The sequence below is a fragment of the Streptomyces sp. NPDC006235 genome, from assembly GCF_040613735.1.
Classification (GTDB): domain Bacteria; phylum Actinomycetota; class Actinomycetes; order Streptomycetales; family Streptomycetaceae; genus Streptomyces.
The window spans coordinates 1-13,838 of the sequence record NZ_JBEXSR010000084.1; the positions used below are offsets into that span (position 1 = coordinate 1).

The 13,838-nt window shown below is 73.2% G+C and carries 9 protein-coding genes; 4 read left to right on the plus strand and 5 right to left on the minus strand.

Annotated features, from left to right (window positions below):
* Positions 1-420: 420 nt before the first annotated feature.
* Entirely contained in the window at positions 421-969 is a 549-nt protein-coding gene (locus ABZ192_RS42480; RefSeq protein WP_356929814.1) for a MarR family transcriptional regulator, read from the minus strand.
* Positions 970-1,091: 122 nt separating this feature from the next.
* Here ABZ192_RS42480 and ABZ192_RS42485 point away from each other — a divergent pair, with 122 nt between their 5' ends.
* Positions 1,092-2,357 (plus strand): MFS transporter, encoded by a 1,266-nt coding sequence (locus ABZ192_RS42485; protein WP_356929822.1) that lies wholly within the window; start codon positions 1,092-1,094, stop codon positions 2,355-2,357.
* 43 nt (positions 2,358-2,400) lie between these two features.
* Here the strand turns inward: ABZ192_RS42485 and ABZ192_RS42490 are convergent, their stop codons facing one another.
* A complete protein-coding gene (locus ABZ192_RS42490; protein ID WP_356929815.1) occupies positions 2,401-2,655 on the minus strand; it encodes a hypothetical protein in 255 nt (84 codons plus the stop codon).
* Here ABZ192_RS42490 and ABZ192_RS42495 point away from each other — a divergent pair.
* Complete coding sequence (locus tag ABZ192_RS42495; RefSeq protein WP_356929816.1) at positions 2,648-3,094, plus strand: hypothetical protein; 447 nt, start codon at positions 2,648-2,650, stop codon at positions 3,092-3,094. The genes ABZ192_RS42490 and ABZ192_RS42495 overlap by 8 nt on opposite strands.
* Before the next feature lie 257 nt (positions 3,095-3,351).
* Here the strand turns inward: ABZ192_RS42495 and ABZ192_RS42500 are convergent, their stop codons facing one another.
* On the minus strand, positions 3,352-5,016 hold the full coding sequence (locus ABZ192_RS42500; protein ID WP_356929817.1) for a SpoIIE family protein phosphatase: 1,665 nt from the start codon (positions 5,014-5,016) through the stop codon (positions 3,352-3,354).
* Between the two features lie 173 nt (positions 5,017-5,189).
* The gene (locus ABZ192_RS42505) at positions 5,190-6,569 is read right to left on the minus strand and encodes an NAD(P)/FAD-dependent oxidoreductase (protein WP_356929818.1); all 1,380 of its coding nucleotides are present in this window, start codon (positions 6,567-6,569) and stop codon (positions 5,190-5,192) included.
* A gap of 375 nt (positions 6,570-6,944) precedes the next feature.
* On the opposite strand from ABZ192_RS42505, the gene ABZ192_RS42510 reads away from it, so the two are divergent.
* Positions 6,945-7,724, plus strand: a complete 780-nt coding sequence (locus tag ABZ192_RS42510; protein WP_356929819.1) for a helix-turn-helix domain-containing protein — start codon at positions 6,945-6,947, stop codon at positions 7,722-7,724.
* A gap of 596 nt (positions 7,725-8,320) precedes the next feature.
* Positions 8,321-10,315 carry a sigma-70 family RNA polymerase sigma factor gene (locus ABZ192_RS42515; protein ID WP_356929820.1) on the plus strand — a complete coding sequence of 665 codons (1,995 nt, stop codon included), beginning with the start codon at positions 8,321-8,323 and terminating at the stop codon, positions 10,313-10,315.
* Here ABZ192_RS42515 and ABZ192_RS42520 read toward each other — a convergent pair.
* Positions 10,302-13,607 carry a BTAD domain-containing putative transcriptional regulator gene (locus tag ABZ192_RS42520; protein ID WP_356929821.1) on the minus strand — a complete coding sequence of 1,102 codons (3,306 nt, stop codon included), beginning with the start codon at positions 13,605-13,607 and terminating at the stop codon, positions 10,302-10,304. The two genes, ABZ192_RS42515 and ABZ192_RS42520, sit on opposite strands and share 14 nt — an antisense overlap.
* Positions 13,608-13,838 lie beyond the last annotated feature (231 nt).

Sequence of the window (13,838 nt, forward strand, 5' to 3'; positions counted from 1 at the left end):
AGTTCTCAAGGAACGGTCGCTTCCTTTGTACTCACCCTCTCGGGCTTTCCTCCGGGCGCTTCCCTTCGGTCTTGCGTTTCCGACTCTATCAGATCATTTTCTTCGATCTGACCCCCAGTCAGCGGGGTTCGTCTTCCCGGCCGCTGGGCCGTTCCGACGTGTCCAACCTTAGCGCGTTCTCTCGGCGTTTCCAAAATCGAAGCCAGTGCGGAGTCGATCAGGTCGTCGAGTCCCAATTCGAATTGAATTCGGGCATGCCGAAATCAATCCCGTTGGGAGCGATCTTGCTAGTGGTTGGGTGCCGCTCATGCGGCGGAAGTGCTGTCGCAGAACCGTTACGGCTCCGCGGCAACCCGAAGAACTCTACGGATCGGGGAGGGGGCTGTCAAGCGGCCCCTGTCAAGATCTTTTGTGGCGGCGTCAGCCCAGGTCGGAGAGGCGGCCGCCGGCGTCAGGCTGGGCGTCTTCCACCCGGCGCAGGAGCCGGGTGAGGACCTCGCCGAGCGCCGTGCGCTCCTGCTTGGACAGGTCCTGGAGCAGGTCCTCCTCGAAGACCGACGCCAGGCGCATTGCCTCCAGCCACTTCTCACGACCTCCGCTGGTGAGTTCCACGATGACGCGGACCCGGTTGGATTCGTCCCGCTCCCGGGTGACCAGTCCTTCGCCGACCATGCGGTCGATCCGGTGGGTCATGGCGGCCGGGGTCAGGCCGAGGCGCTTGGCGAGGTCGCTCGGGCCCAGGCGGTAGGGAGCGCCCGAGAGGACGAGGGCCTTCAGGACCTCCCACTCGGCGTTGCTGATGCCGAGCGCCGCGGTCTGACGGCCGTAGGCGACGTTCATGCGGCGGTTCAGGCGGGACAGGGCCGAGACGATCTGCTCCACCTGGGGGTCGAGGTCCTGGAACTCGCGCTGGTACGCCGCGATCTGCTCTTCGAGGGTCGGCTCGCTGGGGCCGGGGGTGTCGCCCATGGGCGCAGTATGGCACGGCGGTTCTTTGCCTTGAAGTCCTTGGATATGTACTCTTTAGCTTCGAACTTTAGTTTCGAAGTCTTCACGCCTAACTAGTGAGAGAGGTGAACGTGACCAGGGCGATGGGCGCAGCGATGCGCCGGATCCACGTGGGCAACGCACTCAGCGCGTTCGGGCTCGGCTTCACCGTCCCGTATCTGTACGTCTATGTGGCGCAGGTCCGGGGACTGGGAGCCATGACGGCGGGTCTCGTGCTCGCCGTCTTTGCTGTGGCGGCGCTGGTCGTGCTGCCGTTCGCCGGGCGGGCCATCGTCCGGCGTGGACCGTTGCCGGTGCTGCTCGCCGCCCTGGTCACCGCCGCACTGGGTGCGCTGAGTCTGGGGGTCGCGAGCAGTGCGGCCGCCGTGCTGGTGTCGGCTTCCCTGCTGGGTGCCGGGCAGGCCGTGATGCAGCCGGCGCTGGCCACGATGATCGTGGACTGCTCGTCGGCGGAGACGCGGTCGCGGGCCTTCGCCATGCAGTTCTTCCTGCAGAACCTCGGGCTCGGGGTGGGTGGCCTCATCGGCGGGCATCTCGTCGACACGTCGAGCGCCGCCTCCTTCACGCTGCTCTTCGCGATCGAGGCGGCGATGTTCCTGACGCTGGTCGTGGTGATGGCGACGGTGCGGGTGCCGCACGCGCCGCGGATCGAGGGCGCGCCCTTGACGTCGGGGAGGGGCAGCTGGAAGCAGTTGCTGGGCAACCGGGCCATGGTGCAGCTGTGCGTGCTGGGCTTCGTGCTGTTCTTCGCCTGCTACGGGCAGTTCGAGTCGGGGCTGAGCGCGTACGGGGTCGAGGCCGCCGGGATATCGACGTCGGCGCTGGGGACCGCCCTGGCGGCGAACACGCTGGTGATCGTCGTGGCGCAGTTCGCCGTGCTGCGGTTCGTGGAGCGGCGCCGGCGCTCGCGGGTGATCGCTGCCGTCGGGCTGATCTGGGCCGTGGCGTGGGCTGTCGCCGGGTACGCGGGGCTCGGGCACGGGAGCCAGGAGATGGCGACGGCCGCGTTCGTCTCGACGTACGCCTTGTTCGGGCTGGGTGAGGCGATGCTGTCGCCGACGGTCGCCCCGCTGGTCGCCGATCTGGCGCCGGAGGGGATGGCCGGGCAGTACAACTCCGCGTTCGCCCTGGTCAAGCAGCTGGCGCTGGCCGTCGGGCCGGCGGTGGGCGGGCCGCTGGGGGCCTCGCTGCACGCGCCGTACATCGTGGCGTTCCTGCTGTTCTCGCTGGGGATCACCGTTCTCGCCGTGCGGCTGGGGCGGCAGCTGACCGACGTACAGGATCAGCCGTGGCTCGCGAAGAGCCGGGTCGTGGCGCGGGGTGGGGCGTCCGTGTCCGCGGACGTGTGAGACACCGGCGCCGTCGGCGTGCGCCCGGGCCGGGCTGTCCGGGTCAGGCCGATCGCGCCTCCGTCACGCGGAGCCGGTGGGCCGAGTGGACCGCGGCTAGCAGCGCGGCGAAGTAGATCGCCGCGGCGAGGACGGCCAGCTGCCACCACGGAACGCTCAGCACGAAGCCGGAGATCCGCGCCGCGAGGACGACGGTCGGGACCACAGCGATCACCAGGCCGAGCAGGGTGCTCACGGCGATGAGGGCCGCGTGCTGGCAGAGCAGCACCTGGCGTGCCCAGCGTGGCGGGATGCCCACGGCGATCAGCCGGGGCGAGGTAGCGACGCAGGATGCGGGTCTGGCTGCCGGTGGCGGCGAGCACTGCGGCGAGCGCCAGGGCCACCAGGCCCACCGCGGTGGCCAGGAGCGCTGCCCGGGGCACCGGGTCCTCGGGCTCGACGTGGATCAGCACCGCACCGGCGTCCATGCCGGCGTCGATCACCGCTTGTTGCAGGGCGTGGGCCTTCTTGTCGGAGACACCGGTGATCATGACCGGTCCGCTTGCCTGGATCGGCAGGTCGAGCGCGGTCGCGGTGGCGCGCAGCATGATGCCGTCGGAGCCGGTGCGCCATTCGGCCGGGCCCACGTCGAGGGCCGCGGCCGGCAGGGCGGCGGTGCGGCCCAGCACCTTGTCGCCCTGGCGGACGGCGAGGCGCAGGCGCGTGTCCGGCCCGATGGGGGCGTCGGCGGCGTGTGACCAGACCAGGACGCCGCCGTCGCGCAGGACGGTGGTCCGGCCTGACACGGTCAAGGATCACCTGCGCCGCATCGGCACCAAGCTCGGCGTCGAGACCCGGCTGCACGCGGCCCGTATCGCCTGGCACGCGGAGGGCGGCCCCGCTCACCGGCCGGTCCGGTACGCGCCCGAGCCGATCTGGCTGTGCTGTTGGGAGCGGTTGGTGACGCGGTTGGCCCGGGGGGGGCCTCCGATGCCGGTACGGGCGTCGCCGTTCCTCACATGCCCCCGCGCGGCAGGGCGAACTCGCACCACACCGCCTTGCCGCCGCCCGGGGTCCGGCGGCAGCCCCAGTTCGACGCGATCGTGGCGACGATGGCGATGCCACGGCCCGATTCGTCGCCCGGTTCGGCGCGGCGGCGCCTGGGGAGGTGGTCGTCGCCGTCGGTGACCTCGATGATCAGGCGACGATCGGTGCGGCGCAGGCGCAGACGCATCGGCGGGGTGCCGTGCTGGAGGGAGTTGGCGACCAGTTCGCTGGTCGCCAGGACGCCCAGGTCGTGCAGGTCGGCGGGGAAGCGCCAGCTGGTCAGGACGCCGGAGGCGAAGGCACGCGCGCGGGGGGCCGCTTCCACGCCGCCCAGGAGTTCCAGGGCGGCGTTGCGGAACAGCTCGCTGTCCGGGCCCGTCCGGGCCGGGTGCTGGAGCACCAGGACGGCCACGTCGTCGTCATGGTCCGGTGTCACGCCGGCCGAGCGGACCAGGCGGTCGCAGACGACCTGGGGTGTGCCGGTGGCGCCGGCCAGGGCGCTTTCCAGGGCGGCGATGCCCTCGTCCAGGTCGGCGTCCCGGCGCTCCACCAGGCCGTCCGTGTAGAGGACGGCCGTGGAGCCGGGGCCGAGGGGGATCGAGCCCGAGGAGTGCATCCAGCCGCCGGTGCCGAGCGGTGGGCCGGTGGGCTCGTCGGCGCGCAGGACCGCGCCGTTCTCGTCGCGGACGAGGATGGGGAGGTGGCCTGCCGAGGCGTAGACCAGCTTGCCCTCGTTCGGGTCGTGGACCGCGTACGCGCACGTGGCGATCTGGTTGGCGTCGATCTCGGCCGCCAGGCCGTCGAGGAGCTGGAGGACCTCGTGCGGGGGCAGGTCGAGGCGGGCGTAGGCGCGGACCGCCGTGCGGAGCTGGCCCATGACCGCTGCCGCGCGGACGCCGCGGCCCATGACGTCGCCGATGACGAGGGCGGTGCGGCCACCGCCCAGGGTGATGACGTCGTACCAGTCGCCGCCGACCGCGGCCTCCGTGCCGCCGGGGTGGTACGTGGCGGCGACGCGCAGGTCGTCGGGTTCTTCGAGTTCCTGGGGGAGCAGTGATCTCTGGAGGGTCACGGCCGTTTCGCGCTGGCGGCGTTCGCTGGCGCGCAGGCGTTCGGCGGCTTCGGCGTGGTCGGTGACGTCCGTGGCGAAGACGAGCACTCCGCGGCCGTCGCCGCCGCCCTTGCCGTCGCCCTGGGCGACCGGGGTGCAGGTGAAGGTGTAGGAGCGGCCGTCGGGGGCCTTGCGGGACTTGACCGTACGCGGCTTGCCGCTGCGCTGGACCTGGTCCAGGAGGGGGAACAGGCCGAGGGCGTCCAGTTCGGGGAGGGCCTCGCGGGCGCGTTCGCCCAGGGGGCGTACGCCGAAGGCGGTGGTGTAGGCGTCGTTGACGTAGGCGATGCGGTGGTCGGGGCCGTGGACCAGGGCGACGAGGGACGGGACGCCGTCGAGGACCTCGCGCACGCGCAGTTCGTCGACGGCGGGTACGGACGGTGGCTCGTCGGTCAGTTGTTCGGCACGGGCGGCGGGTACGGAACCTTCCCCCCGCCGGTCCGGGGAGGCCGTCTGCTCGGTCCGCGCTGCGGCGCGGCGCTGCGTTCCGGGGAGCCGGGCGCTCCAGCGCGTGAAGTTCACGAATCCTTGCCTCGTGTAGTCGTCGGCGGCCGGCACCGGAACCGGCCGGGGCCCCGGGGGCCCGCACCGGGGCGAGGGGTGGCACGCCCGCAGTGGTGGACCAGTCTGGCAGTGAGCGGACCGGACCGGCATCCGTCAGACGCCGGGCCGGCCGGAGGAGTTCCTGGGTCCGGTCAGGACGACCCCTTCGGGTTCACCGGGGGGTCTTGAGAAGGCTTTCCACCGGCCGCGAGTTCGAACTCCGCCCGGGGGTGTTCGAGTGACCCCAGGGAGACGATCTCGCGTTTGAAGAGCCCGGCCAGGGTCCATTCGGCGAGCACGCGCGCCTTGCGGTTGAAGGTGGGCACGCGGCTGAGGTGGTAGGCGCGGTGCATGAACCAGGCGGGGTAGCCCTTGAGCTTGCGTCCGTAGACGTGTGCGACGCCCTTGTGCAGGCCGAGGGAGGCGACCGAGCCGGCGTAGGCGTGTTCGTACGTCTGAAGGGGCTCGCCGCGCAGGGTGTGCACGATGTTGTCGGCGAGGACCTTGGCCTGGCGCAGGGCGTGCTGCGCGTTGGGCGCGCATTCCCGGCCGGGTTCACCGGCCGTGACGTCGGGGACGGCGGCGGCGTCTCCGGCGGCCCACGCGTGCGTGGCGCCCTCGACGGCCAGTTCCGCCGTGCACGTGAGCCGTCCGCGGTCGTTGCGGGGCAGGTCGGTGGCGGCCAGGACCGGGTGGGGTTTGACGCCTGCCGTCCAGACGACCGTACGGGTGGGGAAGCGGGCTCCGTCGCTGAGGACGGCGACCCGGTCCGCGCAGGACTCCAGGCGGGTCTGCAGGCGTACGTCGATGTTGCGGCGGCGCAGTTCGGTGACGGTGTAGCGGCCCATCTCCTCGCCGACCTCGGGCAGGATGCGGTCCGAGGCCTCGACGAGGATCCACTTCATGTCCTCGGGCTGGACGTTGTGGTAGTAGCGCGCGGCGTAGCGGGCCATGTCCTCCAATTCGCCGAGCGCCTCCACTCCGGCGAAGCCGCCGCCGACGAAGACGAAGGTGAGGGCCGCGTCGCGGATCGCGGGATCGCGGGTGGAGGAGGCGATGTCCATCTGCTCGATGACGTGGTTGCGCAGGCCGATGGCCTCTTCGACGGTCTTGAAGCCGATGCCGTGGTCGGCGAGGCCGGGGATCGGCAGGGTGCGTGAGACGGATCCGGGGGCGAGGACGAGTTCGTCGTACGTCAGCTGTTGCCCGCCCGTGCCCTCCTCCTCGGTGGCGAGGGTGGTGACGGTGGCGGTGCGCTTGGCGTGGTCGATGGCGGTGGCCTCGCCGATGAGGACGCGGCACCGGTCGAGGACGCGGCGCAGGGGTACGACGACGTGGCGGGGGGAGATGGCGCCCGCGGCGGCCTCGGGGAGGAACGGCTGGTACGTCATGTACGGGTCGGGGGTGACGACCGTGATCTCCACCTCGCCCCGCTCCAGTTCCCGTTTCAGTCTGCGCTGGAGGCGCAGGGCCGTGTACATCCCGACGTAGCCACCACCGACAACGAGAATGCGCGCACGTTCCTTCACCATCCCATGACGCACCCGCCGCTTGCGTTTGTCCACAGCCTCGACGAATTGTGTGACCGGAGCGGAAGAGCGCGCGGAGTTGGCCGGAAAGGCAGGCTGCGGGGAATACCCGCAGGTCAGCATGGGTGGTACAGGGGGCGCTCGGGGGCACATTCAGGACGTATGCGACCCGTACTCCGATCGGTGGGCGCTCCGTGCGGAACGTGCCCCTTCTGAATTGACTCCCTCTCAACTATGTTCGTGTGTCGACGGGGTGTAGGGGGATGCGCTCGCCGGGTCCGCGACGGGCGGCCCGGGGACCCGGGCCAGTTCCTCCGTCCCGGCATCGTATGGCGGGGAGTGTCTCCGGGGGGAGACGTCATTACCGGGGGAATGCATATGCATGTTCAGGACTCTCATTGGTCGTCCGCGTCCGCTGTCGCGGCGGGTGGCGTGACGATGAGCGCGACGGCAGGCAACGGACGCGGGAACGGAGCGCGGACGACGCCGCTGCGCGTGGACGCCCAGCGCAATCTGGAGCACGTGCTGCGGGCGGCGCGCGAGGTGTTCGGCGAGCTGGGATACGGCGCGCCGATGGAGGACGTGGCGCGACGCGCGCGGGTCGGCGTGGGCACGGTGTACCGGCGGTTCCCGAGCAAGGACGTCCTGGTGCGGCGGATAGCCGAGGAGGAGACCTCCCGGCTGACCGACCAGGCGCGTGCGGCGCTCGGGCAGGAGGACGAGCCGTGGTCGGCGCTGTCGCGCTTCCTGCGGACGTCGGTGGCCTCCGGCGCCGGGCGGTTGCTGCCGCCGCAGGTGCTGCGGGTCTCGGTCGAGGAGGACCGCGCCGGTCAGGCGCGCGTTCCGCAGCAGCGGACGCAGCCGGGCCCCGGGGAGCTGCGGCTGGTGCCGGAGGAGCCGGTGGCGGTCGCCTCGGTGCCGATGTCGGCGGTCGCGGCGGAGGACGACGCCGGTGCGTCGGCGCTGCTCGAGGTCGTGGGTCAGCTCGTGGAGCGGGCGCGTGCGGCGGGTGAGCTGCGGGCGGACGTGTCGGTGTCGGACGTGCTGCTGGTGATCGCGACGGCGGCGCCCTCACTCCCGGACGCGGCACAGCAGGCGGCCGCGTCGGCCCGACTGCTGGACATCCTGCTGGAGGGACTGCGGTCGCGGCCGGCGTGAGCGGGGCGGTTGCCGGAACGGGCAGCCGGATTCGGCAGTCGGACTCGGCAGCCGGCAGCGGCAGCCGGACTCGGCAGCCGGAACGGGCGGAGCGATCGGGCGGTGTGGTCGGCTTGCCGGTCGGCTGAATTGATCGGCCTGGCTTGTCGGGTTGGCCGGTCGGCCTGGCTCGTCAGCTTGGCCGGTCGGCTGATCCGGTCGGCTGATCCGGTCGACCGGAACGGGCCGACGGAAACCGGCGGGGTGGCCGGCCGCAGTGGTCGACCGGAACGGGCTGCCTGAACGGGCTGCCGGAGCGGGCGTAGCGATCGGCCGGTGTCGTCGGCCTGCCGGTCGGCTGGTCTGGTCTATCGACCCCGTCCATCGAACTCGTCGGCTCTGGCGGTCATGACCAGCCGCCGGAGCGGTCACATCGCCTCCGAGCCCAGTCCGGGCGACAGGGGGTCATTCCCCGAATGAGTGACGGGTAGTACTGGCGTGCGGTAAATCCCCACGGATGGGTGATCGTCCGAACTCCGGGGTTCTGACGAAAAGCCAATATGGCACTCTGACCCGGTGGTCTGGACGTGTTGGCCGGCTGGCGGGGGCTTTCCGGGATGAGCGTTGACGGGCGGGACGAGTCGAGCGGTAACGGGGACGCCACAGCCGGCGGCCCGGTCCCGCGGCAGGTGCCGAGCCAGGGCGGACGCGCGGCCGTACCGCCGGGCGGGCGTCCCGCCGACGGCTCGGTCCCGCCTCAGCGCGTCTGGCGTGAGGACAGCGTCCTGCCGCCGCCGCGCGAGCTGCCGCCCTCCGACGCCGATCTCATCGGCCGGATGCGCTCGGGCGACGACACCGCGTACGAGGAGCTGTTCCGGCGCCATGCGCAGGCCGTGCGCCGCTACGCCCGGACCTGCTGCCGCGACGCCCACACCGCCGACGACCTGACCGCCGAGGTCTTCGCCCGCATGCTCCAGGCGGTACGCGGCGGCTCCGGACCCGAACACGCCGTACGCGCCTACCTGCTCACCTCCGTCCGGCGCGTCGCCGCCTCCTGGACGCGGTCGGCGCGGCGGGAGCAGCTCGTCGACGACTTCGCGGTGTTCGCCGCCCAGTCCGCACGCGGCTCCTACGTGTCCGACGACGACACGCTCGACCTGGGCTCGGACGTGCGGGCGATGCACGACGCCGAGCGGTCCATGGCCATGCGCGCCTTCCGGTCACTGCCGGAGCGGTGGCAGGCCGTGCTGTGGCACACCGAGGTCGAGGACGAGTCGCCCAGCGAGGTCGCCACGCTCTTCGGGCTGGACGCCAACGGCACGCGCGTGCTCGCCAGCCGGGCCCGCGAGGGCCTCAAGCAGGCCTACCTCCAGGCCCACGTCAGCGCCACGCTCACCGCCGACGAGGACTGCGCGCGCTACGCCGACCAACTCGGCACGTACGCCCGCGGCCGGCTGCGCACGCGCGCCGAGCGGGGGCTGCGCAAGCACCTGGAGGAGTGCGCGAAGTGCCGGCTGGCCGCGATGCAGATCGAGGAGGTCGCCGGCGGTATCCCCGCGGTGGTGCCGCTCGCGGTCATCGGCTGGTTCGGCGCCGCCGGGTACGCCAAGGCGGCCGGGCTCATCGCCGGTGGCGCGGGAGCGGGGGCGGCCGGAGCCGCGGGCGCGGCCGCAGCGGCGGGCGGGGGCTCGTCGGGCGGGTCGGCGGCGGGCGCCGGTTCGGCCGGTGGGACTGCGGGGAGCGGCTCGTCCGGTGGAGCCGGCGGCGGTGCGGCCTCCGAGGGGGTGGGCGCGCCGGTGAAGGCCGGTATCGCGGCCGGTGTGGTCGCCGTGGCCGTCGTGGCCGCGGTGGTGCCGGCGCTGACCGGCAACGAGCAGCCGAAGGACGAGGCGAGGCCGGCTTCCACCCCGACTTCGCCGGTGGTCCGGCCCGCCGATCCCACGCCCTCTCCTTCGCAGCGGGAACCCGGACCGCGGTCACCGGCGATCGTGCCCGCGCGGGCCGAGAAGCCGGCGCCGACACCGACCCCCAGGACCAGCCCGTCGTCCACACCGTCCCCGGCCCCGACACCGAAGCCCACCCCGCCGCACGCGCCCCCGAGGCCGACACCGCCCCCCAAGCCCACGCCCACGCCGACCCCGCCCCTGCCCTCACCCCCGACCGAGAGGCCGCCCGCCCCGGCCGTCTACCAGTGGAGCGAACTGTCGTACGACATCAGCGGCGACGGCACCGCGCCCGAGATGCGGATCGGCGAGAGCAGCTGGGTCTGGCAGCGGTACGGCCTGTCGGCCGGCGACCGGCGGTACACGCACGGCGTCACCGTGCACGGCCGCTCCTCCGTCACCATCGACCTCAACCGCTCCTGCTCTTCGTACGAGGCGCTCGTCGGGGTGGACGACATGGCGCTGAAGCTCGGCAGGGTGTACTTCTCCGTCTACGCCGACGGGGCCCGGCTGTGGCGGTCCGGGCTGGTGGAGGGCGGCGACCCGGCGGTTCCCGTCCAGGTGAACCTCACCGGCCGCAGCACCGTACGGCTGGTGGTGGAACCGCACGGCGCACTCGACAATCTGGCCCTGGCGGACTGGGCGGAGTCCAGGTTCACCTGCGGTTAGCGGCTTTCGGCCCGGTGGCGTACTCACTCCGCGCCTTCTCCAGCTCGCGCAGGACGTCGTCCGCCGCGAGGGCCGCGCCCGCGGCGCGCTCCGACTCGCACCGGGCAGGGCCCAGGGCGGCGCGCGCGGCTGCCCCGGCCCGTTCCACGTGGGCGTGCTCCGGCATGGGGCGGGGACGGCCGGCCCACCAGTGGTCGCCGGCGCCGAGCATTCGTGCCGCGCGCGGGAAGTCGCCGAGGTCGGCCAGCAGCCCCGCCGCGCTGTCCACGACCGCGGCCCGGACCGTGTCGGAGCACCGCTTGTCCACGGCCTCGTGAAGCGCGCCGGTCAGCTTGGCCAGGGCGGCCCCCGGGCCGGACTCGCTCGCCGTGACCACGGCGTCCGCCAGATCCAGCATCACCACGAACTGGGGCGGCGGCGTGCCGTGCGCGGCCTCCGCGCGCGCCAGGTCGCACAGCTCGCGCGCCCGGGCGGTGTGCCCCTCCTCGGACGCCATCTGGGCCCGCAGCACCAGGACGAACGCCCTGGAGTCCGCCACGCCGTACCGGTCGGCGGCGGCGGTCGCCTCGTCCAGCCCCGCGAGCGCGGCCGGGCGGTCTCCCGCGCGGTAGGCGATCTCGGCGAGCCGGGCGATGAGGAACGGCGACTCGGCGTAGGCGCCCACTTCGTAGGCGAGCCGCAGCGCCTCCTCGTACTCCCCCTTGGCCTCGTCGAAGCGGCTGCGGGCCATGGCCGCCTCGCCGGCCGCGCCGCACACCTGGGCCCGCAGCCAGCGGTCACCGGCGCGGCGGCTGAGGATCCGCAGCTCCGCGAGGTCCTCGTCCACGCCGTCCAGGCCGCCGGGTCCGTCGACGACCATGTGCGTACGGAACATCAGGGCGACGGCGGTCTCCCAGTCCCCGCCGTGTGCACGGCAGTTGGCGACGGCGGAGTCCATGACGGCCCGGAGGTCGCTGCGGTCGCCCAGGTGGGAGGAGACGATCGGGCAGACGATGCCCGGGATCCGGGCCGCCCGTGGGCCCCCTTCCTGGAAGTAGGCCCACACGCGCTCCACATACGGCCGCCGCTCGTCGACGAACGCCTGTATGGGCCCGGCCTCGGTCATGAAGAACACATGCAGCACACGCAGATCCATCCGCAGGGCGTGCAGCGGATGCCCCGCCTCCCCGTCCGGCGCGGCGAGGAAGTGGTCGACGGGATCGGGCAGGCCCGACTCGCCGCCGGAGGGCACAAGCCCGGCGGCGGCGTCCCTCTCCACACCCAGCCGCAGGGTGCGGTCGAGCCACGCCAGGCCCTCGTGCCGGTAGTTGCGCAGCCACCAGAACCAGCCGATGGCCAGGACGATGGCGCCGGCCTCCTCCTCGTCCCCGGCTGTCAGGGCCCGGTCGAGGGCCGCGCGGATGTTGTCGAGCTCGGTCTCCAGGCGGGAGACCCACGGCAGTTGCCCGGCGGAGCGCAGCAACGGCTCGGCCTGCTGGACGAGGGCGCGCGCCCACGCCCGGTGCCGCCGCTCGGCCGCTGCACGCAGCTGCGGAGTCTCGGCGGCGCGCTCGACGGCGTACTCGTGGATGGTCTCCAGCAGCCGGTACCGCATGCCGCCCGAGCCCTGCGAACCGTCCGGCTCGCAGGGGGCCGCGACCACGAGGGACTTGTCGACGAGGGCCCCGAGCAGCTCGGCGGCCGGCCCGGTGCACACGGCCTCCGCCGCCGCCAGGTCCCAGCCGCCCGCGAACACGGACACCTCGCACAGCACCGTCCGCTCGGCCTCGTCGAGCAGCTCCCACGACCAGTCGACGACGGCCCGCAGGGTCTGCTGGCGGGGCAGGGCCGTACGGCTCCCGGAGGTGAGGAGGCGGAAGCGGTCGTCGAGCCGGTCGGCGATCTGGCGGGGCGTGAGCAGCCGGAGCCGGGCCGCGGCCAGCTCGATGGCGAGCGGCAGCCCGTCCAGGCGGCGGCAGATCTCCGCCACGGCCCGCTCGTCACGGAGCACGGCGTCCGCGTCGGGACGCACGGCGGCGGCGCGCTCCGCGAACAGCCGGCGGGCGTGGTCCGGCGGCAGTGGCTCGACCGGACGCACCCGTTCACCGGGCACGCCCAGGGGTTCACGGCTGGTGGCGAGGATCGTGAGCCCCGGGCAGCGGGTCAGCAGGGTCTCGGCGAGGTGGGCGGCGGCGCCGATGACATGCTCGCAGTTGTCGAGGATCAGCAGTTGGCTGCGCGGCGCGCAGTACTCCACGAGCAGGGCGACGGGGTCGTCCTGCAGGGCCGTCAGCTCACTGGTCATCAGCACGGTCTCGCGCAGACCGAGCGCACTGACCACCGCTCCCGGCACCGCCTCCGGCCGGTCGAGCGGGGCGAGCTCGGCCAGCCACGCCTGCGGGAGCCCGGCGGCGGCTTCCTCGGCGAGACGGGTCTTTCCGGAGCCGCCCGGTCCGGTGAGGGTGACGAGACGAGCCCTGTGCACGTCCGAACGGATGGCGTCGATCTCGGGTTCCCGGCCGACGAACGAGGTCAGACGGGGACGGATGTTCCCGGTGCGCTCGGGCGGAGCGGGCGCCGGCTTCCCACTCCTCGCTGCCGACGCGAGCAGCTCGGTGTGGAGGGCGCGGAGCTGCGGACCGGGGTCGGTGCCGAGGCCCTCCGCGAGGGCGCGGCGGGCCGACTCGTACGCGGCGAGCGCGTCGGCCTCGCGGCCGGTGTCGCGCAGGGCGCGGATGAGGAGGGCGTGCAGTGGCTCGTCGTACGGGTGTACGGCGGTCAGTTCCCGCAGTTCCGGTACGACGTCCAGTGCGCGGCCGAGCCGTAGGCGGGCCTCGGCCCGGGCCCGGGTCGCTTCCAGGCGCGCGGCCTCCGGGCGGGTGGCGGCGGTGCGGTCGGGGAGGTCGGCGAGGGCGGGGCCGCGCCAGAGGGCGAGGGCCTCGTCGAGGTGGCGTTCGGCCAGGGCGGGGGCGTCGGCGGCGAGGGCGTCGGTGCCGTGCTGGAGGAGCCGTTCGAAGACGAAGAGGTCGATGTCGCCCGGCGTGGCCGTGAGGCGGTAGCCGCCCGGGTCCGAGGTCACGGCGTCCTTGCCGAGGGCGCGGCGGAGGCGGCCGACGAGGGCTTGGAGCGCGGCGTGGGCGTCCTGGGGCGGGTCGTCCGTCCACACCTCGTCGATCAGCGTCTGGGGGGTGGCGACGCGGGAGGGGCGTAGGGCGAGGGCGGTGAGCAGGGCGCGGAGGCGGGGGCCGCCGACGGGTACGGCTGTGCCGTGCTCGTCCTCTGCCGTGGTGATGCCCAGGATTCTGTACCGCACCGGGTCATTGTCGCCCGGGTGGGTGCGACGGCTGTGGGGTTTTCGGGGCCGGGTGTTTCCGAGGCTGGCGGGGATGGCGGGCGTTGTCCAACTCGCGCTGCCAGGTGCCCGGCTTTGCGGCCCGGGCGGGTGGGTGCGCAGCCCGGCGGAGCGGGGTGCCGCTGCGCCCACCCGTGCCGCCTGGGGGCACCTCCCAGGCCCTTAAGGCACTGGGGGAGGCACGACTGCCCG